Here is a 13,691-nt window from a genome sequence, read left to right on the forward strand (position 1 = left end):
GTAGTTGCCGGCATGCTCGTCATGGTGGCGTGGGCCGGCCGGGTCAGCGGTGCCGAACCGAACTATGACGAGTCGAAGGTCCCGGCGTACAAGTTGCCGGATCCGCTGATCTGCGAGGATGGCACGCCCGTGCGGAATCGCCGGGACTGGGAAAGGCGGAGGCGTCCGGAGCTGCTCTGGTTGTTCGAAGAGCATGTTTACGGACGGGCGCCCACGGCCCCGCCCGGAATGTGGTTCGAGCGGGCGGGCGAGGACGCCTACGCGCTGGGGGGCCGGGCAACCCGCCGCGAGGTGACCCTCTGGCTGCGAGGCGACCGCGGTGGGCCGAAAATGGACCTTTTGTTGTACCTGCCGCGCGGGCGCCGCGGCCCGGTGCCGGTCTTCCTGGGGCTCAATTTCATGGGCAATCACACGGTGCATCCGGATCCCGGCATCCGCATCACCACGGCATGGGTGCCCAACGACCGCGCCGGCACGGTGGTGAGCAATCGTGCCACGGCGGCCTCACGTGGATGGGCCGCCTCACGATGGCCGGTGGAACGGATCCTGGAGCGCGGCTACGGCCTGGTGACCGCCTATTGTGGGGATCTGGAACCGGACCATCCGGAGGGTTGGAAGTTGGGGGTGCGCGCGGCGTTGAGTCCCGATGGAACGAACCACGTGTTTCGGCCGGACGAATGGGGTGCGATTGCGGCCTGGGCCTGGGGGTTGAGCCGGGCGATGGACTACCTGGAAGGCGACCGCGACGTGGATGCGCGGCGGGTGGTGTTGATCGGGCATTCGCGCCTGGGCAAGACGGCCCTGTGGGCGGGGGCGCGGGATCGTCGATTTGCCATCGTGATTTCGAACGAATCGGGCGAGGGCGGGGCGGCCCTGACCCGGCGTCGATACGGCGAACGGATTGCGGATTTGAACCGGCGTTTTCCGCACTGGTTCTGCGGGCGATACAAGAGCTATGACGACCGGGAGGACGACCTGCCGGTGGACGCCCACGAGCTGATCGCCCTGATGGCGCCGCGGCCGGTTTACATCGGCAGCGCGGTGGAGGATCGCTGGGCGGATCCTCGGGGCGAATTCCTGGCGGGCGTGCATGCGGAGCCGGTGTACCGGTTGTACGGGTTGGAGGGTCTGGGGGTCACGGAATGGCCACCGGTGGGGCGGTCGGTCGGCCGCTACATTGGCTATCATGTGCGTGAGGGCCGGCACGATCTGACTGCGTGGGACTGGGAAAGGTACCTGGACTTTGCCGACCGGCACCTGCGGGGGCGATGAAGCGGGACGATTCCAGTGCGGCGGGGTTGCGGTTGGGCCTGTTCGGGGGCAGTTTCGATCCCGTGCACTGGGGACATTTGTGGGTGGCCCAGGCGGCGATGGAGGAACTGGGACTGGACCGTGTGGTGTTCGTTCCGGCCTCCCAATCGCCGTTCAAGGCGGGGCAACCGCCGGTGGCACCGGCCGAGGAACGGGTTCGGATGCTGCGGCTGGCATTGGCCGGGCGGCCGGAATTCGAGGTGGACGATTGCGAGGTCCGCCGCGGCGGGATCTCCTACACCGTGGAGACGTTGCGGCAGTACGCGCAGCGTCATCCCGGCGCGCAACTGTTTTACCTGGTGGGGGCGGACCATGTCCCCACCCTGCCGCGCTGGCGTGAGGCCGCGGAAGTGGCGCGCCGGGCGACGTTCGTGGCGTTGATGCGGCCGGGCGAGGCTCCTCCCGCGTTTCCCGAACCCTTCCGGGGTGTCAGCGTCACGGGATTTCCGGTGGGTTTGTCGTCCTCGTTGATCCGGGCGCGGGTGCGCCAGGGCAAATCCATCGAATGGTTGGTGCCGCCGGCGGTGGCCGAAGCCATCCGGCTGCGGTGCCTGTACGCAGGAGGAGCGTAACGGTGCGTCGAGTCGTGGTTCGAGGCGAATGATGGACTCCAAGAAACTGGCCCTGCTCTGTCGGAAACTGGCGGACAACAAGAAGGCCGAAGACATCGTGGTGCTGGACATGCGCAAGCTCTCGTCGGTGGCGGATTACTTCGTCATCGCCTCGGCGACGAGTGAACCGCATCTGCGCGCCGTGCTGGAAGAGGTCACGGAAAAGCTCGAACAGGAACACGGGGTGCGCCCGTTCGGTGTGGACGGGCACCAGGCAACGGGCTGGGTGGTTTTGGATTATTTCGACGTGGTGGTGCACCTGATGCGCAGCGACGTGCGGGCGCACTACGATCTGGAGGGGCTGTGGGGGGACGCGCCCCGTGTGGGGGCACGCCGCCGCCGCAAGGTGACCTCCTGACCGGCGGGGATCGCCCTGCCCGGATTGAGCCTGCCGGGTCGGGCTTCTTCCCCAGACTGTTTCCCGAGCGGGCCCGGTTCAGAATCCGTAGCGGGTGAGCTCCCGATCGAGTTGCTGTTGGAATTCCTGCAGATCCGCGGCTGAGGGGCGGTAACCGGGTTTCTCGGTGGCCAGACCGAGGCGCCCCATCTGGTCGAGGTACCACTCGGCCTTTTGCCCGTCGCTGAAGGTGACCTTGCCGCTGAGGACCGCGCCGGGTTTGGTGAGCTCGTCCACGGTGACCTGCACACCCTTGGTCCCCGGGCCGGGCTGGCCGGCGGGGGCGGTCTGGGCGGTCGCCTGGTCGGGCTCGGGCTCCGGATCTTTGACCTGGAGTTTGAGATCGTCCACCAGGAGGCGGACCTCCATGTATGTGAGGCGTAGCCCGAACTCCTTGGCCAGGCGATCTTGGACCTCGGAAAGCTTGGCTCCTTCGGCCAACCAACGGGCCACCTGTTGGCGTTGTTCTTCGGTCAAATTCGCGATCATAGAATTGAAACGACTTGCGCGGGACGGTTTCGAGGGCCGCCCCTGCTTGTCAAACTCGTTTCTGCCGGGGCCGCCGCGCCCGGCCGGGAACCCGCCCGTTCAGACCTGGCGGGTCCAACGCAGGCCCAGCCGGAGCAGCCGCTCCACCTCGCTTTCGGTGGCGGCCTCGGCGTAGATGCGCAGGACCGGTTCCGTGCCGGAGCCGCGCAGCATCAGCCAGGCGCCATTGTTGGCGATGATCTTGACGCCGTCAAAGGTCTTGATGTCGGACACCGGTGTCCGGCCCAACCGATCGGGGGGTTGCGAGCGGAGTTTTTCGAGCAACCGGGCGGTTCGGTCCTGGGGGAGGTGAAGGTCCTGCCGGCCGTACCGGTGGGGGCCGAACCGGCGCTCCAACTGGCGCAGCAGTTGCCCCACGGATCGGCCCGTCCGGGCCAGCAGCTCCAGCAGCACCAACCCGGCGGCAAGGCCGTCCCGCTCGGGAATGTGGCCGGGCAGGCCGATGCCGCCGCTTTCCTCGGCACCCAGCAGGACGTCGCCCTTGATCATCTCCGGGCAGATGTATTTGAAGCCCACGCCCGTTTCGAGCAGCGGCAACCCCCAGGCGGCGCACATCTTGTCCACCATGGAGGTGAGCGTGAGGGTTTTGACCACCCGCCCGGTCAGACCCCGGTTTTCGTGGAGATGATAAAGAATCAGGCAGACGACCTGGTGGGTGGTCAGGGGCCGGCCGCGCCCGTCCAGCGCGCCCAGGCGGTCGGCGTCTCCGTCATTGACCAGACAGAGATCGTGCGGACGGCGTCGGAGAAACTCGATGGCCGGCCCGTAGTTGCGTGGAATCGGTTCGGGACTGAGTCCGCCGAAGAGGACGTCGTGTTCCGTGTGCAACGAGGTCACCTTGCAGCGCGTGTTTTTCAGGAGGTCTTCGAATGCGCCGGCCGCCGCGCCAAAGAGGGCGTCATGGGCCAGGCGCAGTCGGGCGCTTCCCAGCAGGTCGAAATCCACCAGCTTGCGGATGGCGCGTGCGTGAGCGGGGCGCAGATCGAGCTTGTCCAGGCGGCCTTGGGCGGCGGCCTCCGCGGCGGGCATGCGCCGGACGGGCGAGCGGTCCAGGTATTTCTCGACAGCCTGGCAGGTTTCCGGGTCGGAGGAGCCGCCGTAGTGGGACTTGAGTTTGAACCCGTTGAACATGGGGGGGTTGTGACTGGCCGTGATCATGACGCCGCCGATGCACGAGCGGTCGCGCACGGCCAGGGAGACCGCCGGTGTGGGCGTGGCCACCGGCGTGAGTATGACCTCGAACTCGTTGGCGGCAAAGACCTCGGCGGCGCACTCGGCAAAGCGGTCGGAAAAGAACCGCCGGTCATACCCGATGGCCACCCGGTTCTGGCGGCCGGGCGTGGGGTGGTCGCGCCAGTAATCGGCCGCCGCCTGGGCCACCCGGGCGACGTTTTCGAAGGTGAAGCCTTCGGCAATGACCGCGCGCCAGCCGTCCGTGCCGAACCGGATGGCTTGCGTGGAGGGGGAAGTTGATGCGCTCATCGCTGGGAGGGAAGTTTGCCGGGCTTGTGTGCTCTCGAGGGCCGGACCGGGGCCGGCGCCACTGCTTGGTGGACGGCCCGGCGAAGTTTGGCCACGGCGGCCTTGAGATTGGGACGGCCGAACAGGGCGGTGCCGGCCACGAAGACGTCTGCGCCGGCCCGGGCGCAGTCGGCGGCGGTGTGTTCGTTGATGCCGCCGTCCACCTCGATGTGAAAAGCGTGGGCGCCGGTCAGGCGCCAGGCATGGGCCTGCTGGATTTTGGGCAGGCATTCTTCGATGAATTCCTGGCCACCGAATCCCGGGTTGACGGTCATGATCAGCAGGGTGTCGATCCGCGACAGGAAGGGGCGCACGGTGGCGAGCTGGGTGGGCGGGTTGATGGCCAGGCCCACCTTCAACCCCAGGCTGCGAATCTTCCACAGCAGATGACTGACCCGGTCGCCCAGCTCCACGTGGACGGTGATCTGGTCGGCGCCCGCGTCGGCGAACAGCGGCAGCAACACCTCGGGTTTGCTGCACATCAGGTGGACGTCGAAAAAGGTGCGCGTCAGCGGCCGGAGCGCCTTCACGATGCCCGGTCCGAACGAAAGATTGGGCACGAAGTGCCCGTCCATGATGTCCAGGTGCAGCCATTCGGCTCCGGACACCTTGTGCCGGGTCACCTCACGGGCCAGGCGACCGTAATTGGCGGCCAGCAATGACGGCGCAATGATCATGCGAATCCAACTTGGGAGAAGGATCCGGCCGGCGTCAACGGCGGGACCGGACGATTCTCCGGTGTTCAACCCATGCCAAAGGTCTGGCGCAGGTAGGCCAGGCTCCGGCGGGCGATCAGGTCCGGCCCTTCGTCGAAATTGAACACCTCCACGGAGACGAAGCCGTTGTAACCCACCGCATGCAGCGCGGCCGCGATCGGCCGGAAATCCACGTCGCCGAACCCCGGGCCCTTGAGGTTCCGATCGTTGGCGTGGAAATGGGCGAAATGCGGCCAGGCAGAGCGGATGATGTCCGGGATGGGCTCCGGTTCGGAACACATCGCCTTGACGTCGAGAATGATCCGGCAGGCCGGCGACCGGAAGGTTTGGACGAAGGCGATGGTCTCCCGGGCCGTGTTCAGAAAGTTGGTCTCCGCCGGGGAGAGCGGTTCCAGGCAAAGGATCACCTCGAGATCTTCGGCGGCGCGAACGGCATCGCGCAGGGTGGCGCGTGTCCATTCTTCGGCCTGTTCACGGGAAACGCCGGGCAGGAGGCTCCGCTGCCTGGGTGAACCGAGGACGAGTATCCGGCCGCCCAGGTCGGCACAGCATCGGACCAGCTCGACGAAGTAGCGGGCGGTGCGTTCCCGGATGGCCGCGTCGGGATGGTTCAGATGCAGTCCCTCGGGCTTGACCAGCAACCAGTGCAAGCCCACCACGGCCAGGCCGTGGCGGGCCGCCAGGTCCCGGATGCGCCGGCGATCGGCCGGACCGAGGTCGGTCACCGACTCGGCCAGGGTGAAGGGCGCCAGCTCCACCCCGTCATAACCGGTTCGGGCGGCGTGTTCGAATGCGTCCTCGAGTTTCCAACCCTGGTAGATCTCGTTGCAGATGGCGAATCGCACGCCCGCATGATCCGGGGGTTGCCACGGTTTTCAAGGTTGAAAGCCGGTCATGAACTGCTAATGATCCTTTGCACAGAGCCCTTCAGCGCGGTTCAGGCCGCGGGACCGACGGTGCGAACATGGCCAAACTGGTGGTGAAAGGACCGAACGGCCGGGACGAAGTCCTGACCTTGAAGGAAGGGGTGCACCGGTTTGGACGGTCCTCCACAAACGACTTCGTGGTGTTCGATTCCACCGTTTCCCGTTTCCACTGCGAGATCGAAGTGCGGCCCGAGGGGATGTGGGTCCGCGACCTGGACTCGGCCAATGGCACGTTTGTGGACGACACACCCGTGGGGACCGAGCCGGTGCAGTTGCACAAGGGCCAGGTCCTGCGCCTGGGAGACGTGCGGATGGAGGTGCGGGAGGCACCGGAACCGCCCCCGGCTGATCAGGTGCCAATGTGTTCGATCCATCCGACCTTCCCGGCCAGCATGGAATGCACCCAGTGCCACCGCGTCTTCTGCGGCAGTTGCGTGCATCTGATCCGGCGCCAGGGCGGTCAGTACCTGCGGTTGTGCCCGGTCTGCAGCGGGCATTGCGTGCCCCTCACGGTGGTGCCCGGCGGAGCCAGGGGCCTGCTCAAGGGGATGATGGATCGCCTGCTGAAGAAGCGGACCCTGCGCCATCCCTTCCAGGGTGAGTGAGATCCACGGTCCGGCCGGGGGCATTCAACGCCGGCGGTATTCCTGCATCAGTTGGAGGATCTTCTCGCGGATCAGGAACAGCTCGTGTTGGAGGCGCTGCGCCTGGGCGGCGGGCAGGCCGGTGGCCTCCCAGGCGGCGCGGAAACAACGCTGGGTCTCGTGCAGCGAGTGCAGGGCACGTTTCAGGCAGGCCACCACCAGCGGCCCTTCCATCCCGGGTTCACCCCAGGCCACCCCGCGCAACGCGGCCCCCAGTCGGCCGGCCGTCGCCCGGAACTGCACCAGCAGGGCCACCGCCTCCGGATGATCCAGAAACCCGCTCTTGCCCATCCGCCCTTGAAAGGTCTGTTCCACCCGCCGGAGCAGCTCCCACCAGCGCTGTTCCACCGGATGCCAGATCTCGCCCGAAGGAGAACGTACCCAGTCATGTCCCTCCCGGGCAGGATCGGGATCGGGCGGTTCCTCCAGAAACCCGGCAAGCTCGACGTCCTCGTCTTCTTCTTCGTCCTCCAGGAGGGCGTCGTCGAAACCCCAGCCCATCGCCTCGGCGATCCGCGCGCGGCCCTCGGGGGAGTCGCCGTATTTTTCCATGAGTTCGTTGTACTTTTCGCCGCGCGCTTCGCAGACCTGAAGGAAGCGTTCGTAGTCGTATTCGTCCCAGGGTTCCTCCGGATCCTTGACCGTGCGATCGAGCCGTTCGATGAACGAATCCCACTCGGCCAGGTACTGTTGCCAGGCAGACTCGACCTGCCGGACCCGTTCGGCTTCCTCCTCCGGGGTGGGTTGCCACACGGGACGGGAGCGGCGCAACCTGAAGTCCAGGCCCTGCAGGACGATGCGACCCCGCTCGGGCGTGAACCACTCAAGGTAGAAGGAGGGGATGGCCTGCGTCGGAGGGGGCTCGCCATCTTCCGGCCAGCCCAGCAGGGTTTCCAGCGATACTTCAGGGACCTCGATGGGGCGCAAAGCGGTCAGATCGCCCACTCGTCCACACTGTCGATCGGACAGGGAAGGGCTGGCCGGCAGGATCAACGGCGTGGTCTTCCGGCGGAAATGGACGCGGCGGCCGGCCAGGTCGGGTCGGGCATTGCCTGCCAACTCCAGCACCAACGGGCGGGCGCGACCGCGCAGCCAGATCTTGCCGAAGACGCGGCCCTTTTGGCGGTTGTCCACAAACCCGTGCTGGACCGCGTCACCGATTTGGAACGCCATGGGGCAAGCGTAGCACAGGAACCGGCAACCGTGCAACGGCACCGGTCCGGCCGGCTCTTCCATGGGGCCTGAAAGCGCACAGCCCCATGCCGAGGGACGCGCCCGCGCACGCTTGCCAGGCAAGGGCGACGCTTCGCACACTGGGGTGCTTGCGAAAGCGTGGCACAGTGAAGAAAGGGCAGGGCGCATGATTCGGTCCCTCGTGTTCACGAACCAGGGTCGGTTGCACAGTCGGGACATCGAGGTCTTCCTCATGCCCACCGTGCTGAACGACACGAACCTGTTTTTGTGGGTGGACCTGGAGGATCCGACACCCGAAGAGACCAAGCGGGTGTTGGAAGACGTGTTTCATTTCCACCCGCTCTCCATCGAGGACTGCGTGATGGTGAGCGAGTCGCCCAAGATCGAGGAGTACCAGCCCCGCGAGGGCGACCTGTTCCCGCCCTACCTCTTCATGGTGATTCACGCGGTGGACTACAGCCGCAAGGACGGCGTGTTTGCCACGACGGAGTTGAACTTTTTTCTGGGCCGCAACTTCCTGGTGACCTATCACGAGGGCCCGGCCCGCAGCGTCCAGCTCACCGAGGAACGGGCCGTGCGCGGCACCGGCGGGATCGCGCGGGCGCCGGACCGGGTGGCTTACAACCTGCTGGACAGCATCGTGGACAACTACAAGCCGGCCTTGGACGAACTGGCCATGGAGATTGCCGAGCTGGAGCAACAGGCACTCCAACGGCCCACGCGGGAGACGCTAAACAAGATCCTCCAGGTGAAGAAGGAGGTGTTGCACCTGCGGCAGATCATCGGACCGCAGCGGGAGGTGCTGGCGCGGCTGGCCCGCGGAGAGTTCAAGCTCATCCGGGCGCATCTGGTGCCGTACTTTCGGGACGTCTATGACGCGCTGTTCCGCATCTCGGAACTGGCCCAGGGATACGCGGATTCACTCACCGGCACCCTGCAGGTCTATTTGAACATGTCCTCGAACCAGACGGCCGAGGTGGTCAAGGTGCTGACCCTGATCACCGTGCTGACCACCCCGGTCATGATCGTGGGTACCTGGTACGGAATGAATTTCGAGTCCATCGCCGAGTTCCAATGGCGCCACGGTTACCTGTGGGCATTCGGCCTCACCGTGGTGAGCACGGGTCTGATGGTCTGGTGGATGAAACGGCGGCGCTGGCTCTGAGTGGACGGGCCCGGCGCAACAATTGGAGGAGAAAACACACAGTGGCAGCGGTGAAACCCGGTTTTCTGGACAAGGTCCTGGGACGGATCGGCCGGCTGGACGCCGAAGGTCTCCAGGCAGTGGTCCAGCGGCTGGCCCGGGAGCGATCCTTCCTGGAGACGCTCTTCAACACCATCGAGGACGGCATCCTCGTCACCGACGAACAGGGGCGCATCCTCTACTTCAACCAGGCCGCCCGCCGGATGCTGGGCCTGGGCGAGGACGTGGAAGGCCGCCACGTCAGCGAATGCGTCCCGGAGGTGGATTGGGAACAACTGGCCCGGCTCGACACCGCGGGCGGACGCCGCTTCGTCCGCCAGGAATTCGAAATCCAGTATCCCCGGCCGCGTTTCGTGCGGTTGTTGGCCGCGCCCTTGGACGGCCGTCAGACGGGAAGCAGCGGGGTGGCCCTGATCCTGCATGACGCCACGGAGGCACGCCAGCAGACATTCGAAGCCATCGAGAGCGAGCGTCTCCAGGCGCTGACCTTGCTGGCGGCCAGCGTGGCGCACGAGATCGGCAATCCTCTCAACGCCCTCCACATCCATCTGCAACTGCTCGAACGCGAACTCCGGAAACTGAAAAAGGCCCTCCAAACACCGGCGCCCGCGGAGGCGTCCCCGGCCCCGGCCGCCGGGGCGGCCGGTGCTTTGGCGGTGGAGGTGGCCCCGGTGCTGGACCGGATGGACCGGTTCCTCCAGGTGGCCCACGGGGAGGTGAACCGCCTGGACTACATTGTCACCCAGTTCCTGCAGGCGCTGCGGCCCACGCCGCCCCAGCTCCGCCCCGCCTCACTGAACGACGTGGTGCGCAGGACGGTGGAGCTGCTGCGACCGGAACTGGAAGACCGCGGGATCAACGTGCGCGTACAACTGTCCCGCACCCTCCCGGAAGCCCCGCTTGATCCGGCGCAGATGCAGCAGGTGCTGGTCAACCTGGTGAAAAACGCGATGCAGGCCATGACCCGCGGCGGCACCCTCACCCTGCAGACCGGCTCGGACTCGGAAGGGGTCTGGGTCCTGGTCAGCGACACCGGCAGCGGCATCCCGCCGGAACGGTTGCAGCGGATTTTCGAGCCCTTCTTCACCACCAAGAAGAAGGGTTCCGGCCTGGGACTGATGATCGTACAACGGATCGTGCGGGCCCACCGCGGGCGCATCGAGGTCGAAAGTCACGTGGGACGCGGCACCTCCTTCCGCATCTGGTTGCCGCTGCACGAGCGACGCCCCCGCCTGCTGGAACCCCCCGCGGAGACGCCCCCGGCCGGGGAGGCCACCTCCGCCGCGTAGGCCCTCATGCCGGAGCTTGTGCCGCAACCCTCTCCATCCGCATTCTGAGCAGCGCGGGATGAACAAGCCTACGGTGTTGATCGTGGACGACGAAAAGCCGACCCGGGAGGGATTGCGGGCGGCCCTGGAGGACCGGTTCGAAGTGTACGTGGCCGAGGACGCCCACGCGGCCATGGACCTGCTGGAACGCGAGCCGGTGGACGTGCTGCTGACGGATTTCCGCCTCCCGCTGGAGGACGGCATGAAGCTGATCCGCCGCGCCAAGAGCCTTTCGCGCCCCCCGGTCTGCATCCTCATGACCGCCTACGGCTCGGAGGAACTGGCCGTGGAGGCGATGAAGCAGGGGGCGGACGATTACATCCCCAAGGGCCGGATGCAGATCGAAGAGCTGGAGATGCGCATCAACCGCGCACTGCGCCAGCGGAATCTGGAATCGGAAAACGTCGCGTTGCACCAGCAGCTCAACCAGCGGTACGGCTTGGAGCATCTCGTGGGCGAATCGCCCGCCATGAGGGAGGTGTTCGACATCGTCCGGCAGGTGGCTCCGACGCGCGCCACGGTCTTGTTGCTGGGCGAAAGCGGCACCGGCAAGGAGGTCCTCGCACGGGCCATCCACCAGCTCAGTCCGCGGGCCCGCATGCCGATGGTCATCGTGCACTGTGCCGCGCTGGCCCCCACGTTGCTGGAAAGCGAACTGTTCGGACATGAAAAGGGCGCCTTCACCGGCGCACACGAGCGGCGCATCGGGCGGTTCGAACAAGCCCACGGCGGCACGCTGTTCCTGGACGAGATCGGCGAGATTGACGCCACCCTGCAGATCAAACTGCTCCGGTTCCTGGGCGAGCGGACGTTCGAGCGCGTGGGTTCCAACAAAACCCTCACCGCCGACGTCCGCCTGATCGCCGCCACCAACAAGGACCTGGCCCGGATGGTCCGCGAGGGAAAATTCCGCGAGGACCTCTATTTCCGGCTGCGTGTGGTGGAGATCCGGCTGCCCCCGTTGCGGGAACGCCGGGAGGACATCCCGCTGCTGGCCCACCGGTTCCTGCGCGAGTTCGCCGCCGAGAACCAGAAACCGGTCCGCGACTTCACCGTGGACGCCATGGAGGCGCTGCTGAAGTACTCCTGGCCGGGCAACGTGCGCGAGCTGCGAACCGCCATCGAGCACGCGGTCGTGCTGTGCCGCGGAGACCGCATCACCCTGCGCGACCTGCCGGCCTCGGTGCGGGAGGCGGTGGTGGTGCCCGTGCCGGCGCCCGCCCCGGCCGCTCTTCCCACGGCCGACCTCACTTTGAAGGATGCGGAGAGGGAGCTGATCCTGCGCGCGCTCCGCGAAACCGGCGGCAACCGCAGCCTGGCGGCCCGCAAGATCGGGATCAGCCGGCGCACCCTGTACCGCAAGCTCAAACAGTACCAGATCGAGGATTCCCGGAAGGACTGAACCCATGCCATTCTTGCAGGATCTGATTCACCAGTTGGAGCAGGGACCGGGCCTGCGGTACGTGCGGGTGGCCCTGGCAGTGCTGGGCGTGGCCGTGCTCGCCGTGGGCTACAATCTGCGGGCCTTCAAGAACTTTTACGCACCGGAGGCCATGGACATGGCGCAGCTGGCGCGGAACCTAGCCGAAGGCCGTGGCTACACCACCCTGTGCATCCGGCCCGTCACCATCCACCTGGTCAAAACCACCAGCGAACAGCACGGCCGCGGCCCGGTGATCGAGGGCGGCATCCGCGACGACGCGCGGCTGTACACCGGACACCCGGACATCGTGAATCCGCCGGTCTGGCCGGTGTTGCTGGCCGGTTTGTTCAAGGTCCTGCCGCTGCCGGAGGAGGTGCAGGCCGAACCGCCCTTCCGTTACGCGCCGGAGCTGGCAGTGGTGGCGTTCAGCCAGGTGCTGTTTTTCGCCCTGGTGGGGATGGTGTTCTGGCTGGCCCGGCGATTGTTCGACCATTCGGTGGCATGGTTGTCCGCGATGGTGCTGGTGGTCTCGGAGGTCTTCTGGCGGTTTGCCCTGTCGGGCCTTCCGACCGTCCTGTTGTGGGTTTGGTTCGTGGCACTGGCCATCTGCCTGGTCCGGCTGGAGGAAGGGGGTCGGGAGTCGCCGGAGCGGGCCGGCCGGGTGTTCGGTTGGGCGGCCCTGGCGGGGCTGATCGTGGCCCTGGGTTGCCTGACGCAGTACGGCTTCGGGTGGCTGATCGTGCCGGTGGTGCTGTACGTGTGGTGGGTGGGCGGACCGCGGCGGCGCCCGGCGGCACTGGTGTCGCTGGCGGTGTTCGTGTTGGTGATGACGCCCTGGCTGATTCGCAACTGGTACTGGAGCGGCCTGCCGTTCGGAGCCGCCACGTACACGGTGCTGGACGGTACCTACGTGTGGCCGGACGACCGCCTGGCCCGGTCGTTGCAGCCGCGTTTCGAGGTGCCGGTGGGCGTGGCGCCGTTGTCGCCGCTCTGGAACAAGTTTTTTGCAAACCTGAAACTGATCATGACCCAGGACGCCCTCCGCTTCGGCGGCAGTTGGGTGGCGGCACTGTTCCTGGCCGGGTTGCTGGTGCCGTTCCTGCATCCGGCCCGGCAGCGTCTCCGGTGGTTCGTGGTCCTTTGTCTGCCGGTGTTGGTGGTGGTACAGGCGCTGGGGCGCACCTACCTCTCGGACGAAACGCCGGAGATCAACACGGAAAACCTGCTGGTGCTGGCCGCCCCGCTGGTGGTGATGTACGGCGTGGCGTTCTTCCTGACGCTGCTGGACCAGCTGGAGCTGCCCTTCTATTCGCTGCGGCTGACGGTGATGGGGTTGTTCGTGACCGTGGTGGGCCTGCCGATGCTGCTGGTCTTCCTGCCTCCGCGGCCCACCCGCACCTCGTACCCTCCCTACAATCCGCTGGTCATCCAGCGGGCATCGGCCTGGTTGCGACCGAACGAGCTCATGATGACGGACGTGCCCTGGGCGGTGGCCTGGTACGGAAAACGCCAGGCGGTGCTCCTGACGCGGCATTTCCTTCCACCACCGCAAGAGGCGTCCTCGCCGGACACCTTTTTCGCCATCAACGATTATTTGAAGCCGATCAACGCACTCTACCTGACGCCCCGCAGCACCAACGCGAAGTTCCTGACCGACTGGGTCTGGGCCGGCGAACGGAGTTGGGCCAACCTGATCATTGACGCCCTGGTCAGTCGCAGCGTGCCGCCCTGGTGCCCGTTGCGGGCGGCCCCCAACGGGTTCCTGCCCGAACAGTTGTTCCTGGCAGACTGGGCGCGCTGGCGACCCGGTGCCCAAACCTCCTCGGGCGGCGCTTCGACCGGCCCTTGAGACGGGGGAAGCAGCCGA

General features: G+C 66.5%; 13 protein-coding genes. 8 read left to right on the forward strand and 5 right to left on the reverse strand.

Annotation, left to right across the window (positions count from 1 at the left end; translation table 11 throughout):
* Window positions 1-12: 12 nt before the first annotated feature.
* From ACPDIX_RS02810 to rsfS, 3 genes are read left to right on the forward strand one after another with little or no spacing between them, the layout of a single operon-like run.
* The gene (locus tag ACPDIX_RS02810) at window positions 13-1,272 is read left to right on the forward strand and encodes an acetylxylan esterase (RefSeq protein ID WP_423430258.1); all 1,260 of its coding nucleotides are present in this window, start codon (window positions 13-15) and stop codon (window positions 1,270-1,272) included.
* Window positions 1,269-1,883 carry a nicotinate-nucleotide adenylyltransferase gene (nadD, locus tag ACPDIX_RS02815; RefSeq protein ID WP_423430259.1) on the forward strand — a complete coding sequence of 205 codons (615 nt, stop codon included), beginning with the start codon at window positions 1,269-1,271 and terminating at the stop codon, window positions 1,881-1,883. Before ACPDIX_RS02810 ends, nadD begins: the two co-directional genes overlap by 4 nt.
* A 28-nt stretch (window positions 1,884-1,911) precedes the next feature.
* A complete protein-coding gene (rsfS, locus tag ACPDIX_RS02820) occupies window positions 1,912-2,280 on the forward strand; it encodes a ribosome silencing factor (RefSeq protein ID WP_423430260.1) in 369 nt (122 codons plus the stop codon).
* 78 nt (window positions 2,281-2,358) lie between these two features.
* Here the strand turns inward: rsfS and ACPDIX_RS02825 are convergent, their stop codons facing one another.
* The 4 genes from ACPDIX_RS02825 to ACPDIX_RS02840 all read right to left on the reverse strand — a co-directional run bounded on the left by ACPDIX_RS02825 (window position 2,359) and on the right by ACPDIX_RS02840 (window position 5,950).
* Window positions 2,359-2,808: a hypothetical protein gene (locus ACPDIX_RS02825; RefSeq protein WP_423430261.1), complete on the reverse strand. Its 450-nt coding sequence runs from the start codon at window positions 2,806-2,808 to the stop codon at window positions 2,359-2,361.
* A gap of 99 nt (window positions 2,809-2,907) precedes the next feature.
* The gene (locus ACPDIX_RS02830) at window positions 2,908-4,350 is read right to left on the reverse strand and encodes a phosphoglucomutase/phosphomannomutase family protein (protein WP_423430262.1); all 1,443 of its coding nucleotides are present in this window, start codon (window positions 4,348-4,350) and stop codon (window positions 2,908-2,910) included.
* Window positions 4,347-5,066: a ribulose-phosphate 3-epimerase gene (rpe, locus tag ACPDIX_RS02835; protein ID WP_423430263.1), complete on the reverse strand. Its 720-nt coding sequence runs from the start codon at window positions 5,064-5,066 to the stop codon at window positions 4,347-4,349. Before rpe ends, ACPDIX_RS02830 begins: the two co-directional genes overlap by 4 nt.
* A gap of 65 nt (window positions 5,067-5,131) precedes the next feature.
* Window positions 5,132-5,950 carry a sugar phosphate isomerase/epimerase family protein gene (locus ACPDIX_RS02840; RefSeq protein WP_423430264.1) on the reverse strand — a complete coding sequence of 273 codons (819 nt, stop codon included), beginning with the start codon at window positions 5,948-5,950 and terminating at the stop codon, window positions 5,132-5,134.
* Between the two features lie 119 nt (window positions 5,951-6,069).
* On the opposite strand from ACPDIX_RS02840, the gene ACPDIX_RS02845 reads away from it, so the two are divergent.
* A complete protein-coding gene (locus tag ACPDIX_RS02845) occupies window positions 6,070-6,636 on the forward strand; it encodes an FHA domain-containing protein (protein ID WP_423430265.1) in 567 nt (188 codons plus the stop codon).
* 24 nt (window positions 6,637-6,660) lie between these two features.
* Here the strand turns inward: ACPDIX_RS02845 and ACPDIX_RS02850 are convergent, their stop codons facing one another.
* Window positions 6,661-7,848, reverse strand: a complete 1,188-nt coding sequence (locus ACPDIX_RS02850) for a hypothetical protein (RefSeq protein ID WP_423430266.1) — start codon at window positions 7,846-7,848, stop codon at window positions 6,661-6,663.
* A gap of 187 nt (window positions 7,849-8,035) precedes the next feature.
* Between ACPDIX_RS02850 and corA the strand changes: the two genes are divergently transcribed.
* The 4 genes from corA to ACPDIX_RS02870 are packed head-to-tail and all read left to right on the forward strand — an operon-like array spanning window position 8,036 to window position 13,673.
* Window positions 8,036-9,034, forward strand: a complete 999-nt coding sequence (gene corA / locus ACPDIX_RS02855; RefSeq protein ID WP_423430267.1) for a magnesium/cobalt transporter CorA — start codon at window positions 8,036-8,038, stop codon at window positions 9,032-9,034.
* Between the two features lie 50 nt (window positions 9,035-9,084).
* On the forward strand, window positions 9,085-10,362 hold the full coding sequence (locus tag ACPDIX_RS02860) for a two-component system sensor histidine kinase NtrB (protein WP_423430268.1): 1,278 nt from the start codon (window positions 9,085-9,087) through the stop codon (window positions 10,360-10,362).
* Between the two features lie 58 nt (window positions 10,363-10,420).
* Complete coding sequence (locus tag ACPDIX_RS02865) at window positions 10,421-11,803, forward strand: sigma-54-dependent transcriptional regulator (RefSeq protein WP_423430269.1); 1,383 nt, start codon at window positions 10,421-10,423, stop codon at window positions 11,801-11,803.
* Between the two features lie 4 nt (window positions 11,804-11,807).
* Window positions 11,808-13,673, forward strand: a complete 1,866-nt coding sequence (locus ACPDIX_RS02870; RefSeq protein WP_423430270.1) for an ArnT family glycosyltransferase — start codon at window positions 11,808-11,810, stop codon at window positions 13,671-13,673.
* Window positions 13,674-13,691: the final 18 nt, after the last annotated feature.

Source organism: Limisphaera sp. 4302-co (assembly GCF_049537155.1).
GTDB lineage: Bacteria > Verrucomicrobiota > Verrucomicrobiia > Limisphaerales > Limisphaeraceae > Limisphaera.

What these genes read in the sequence shown, in the direction of transcription:
- ACPDIX_RS02810 (WP_423430258.1), top strand. Translation starts at nt 13, where the DNA reads ATGCTCGTCATGGTGGCGTGGGCCGGCCGGGTCAGCGGTGCCGAACCG.
- nadD (WP_423430259.1), top strand. Translation starts at nt 1,269, where the DNA reads ATGAAGCGGGACGATTCCAGTGCGGCGGGGTTGCGGTTGGGCCTGTTC.
- rsfS (WP_423430260.1), top strand. Translation starts at nt 1,912, where the DNA reads ATGATGGACTCCAAGAAACTGGCCCTGCTCTGTCGGAAACTGGCGGAC.
- ACPDIX_RS02825 (WP_423430261.1), bottom strand. Translation starts at nt 2,808, where the DNA reads ATGATCGCGAATTTGACCGAAGAACAACGCCAACAGGTGGCCCGTTGG.
- ACPDIX_RS02830 (WP_423430262.1), bottom strand. Translation starts at nt 4,350, where the DNA reads ATGAGCGCATCAACTTCCCCCTCCACGCAAGCCATCCGGTTCGGCACG.
- rpe (WP_423430263.1), bottom strand. Translation starts at nt 5,066, where the DNA reads ATGATCATTGCGCCGTCATTGCTGGCCGCCAATTACGGTCGCCTGGCC.
- ACPDIX_RS02845 (WP_423430265.1), top strand. Translation starts at nt 6,070, where the DNA reads ATGGCCAAACTGGTGGTGAAAGGACCGAACGGCCGGGACGAAGTCCTG.
- ACPDIX_RS02850 (WP_423430266.1), bottom strand. Translation starts at nt 7,848, where the DNA reads ATGGCGTTCCAAATCGGTGACGCGGTCCAGCACGGGTTTGTGGACAAC.
- corA (WP_423430267.1), top strand. Translation starts at nt 8,036, where the DNA reads ATGATTCGGTCCCTCGTGTTCACGAACCAGGGTCGGTTGCACAGTCGG.
- ACPDIX_RS02865 (WP_423430269.1), top strand. Translation starts at nt 10,421, where the DNA reads ATGAACAAGCCTACGGTGTTGATCGTGGACGACGAAAAGCCGACCCGG.
- ACPDIX_RS02870 (WP_423430270.1), top strand. Translation starts at nt 11,808, where the DNA reads ATGCCATTCTTGCAGGATCTGATTCACCAGTTGGAGCAGGGACCGGGC.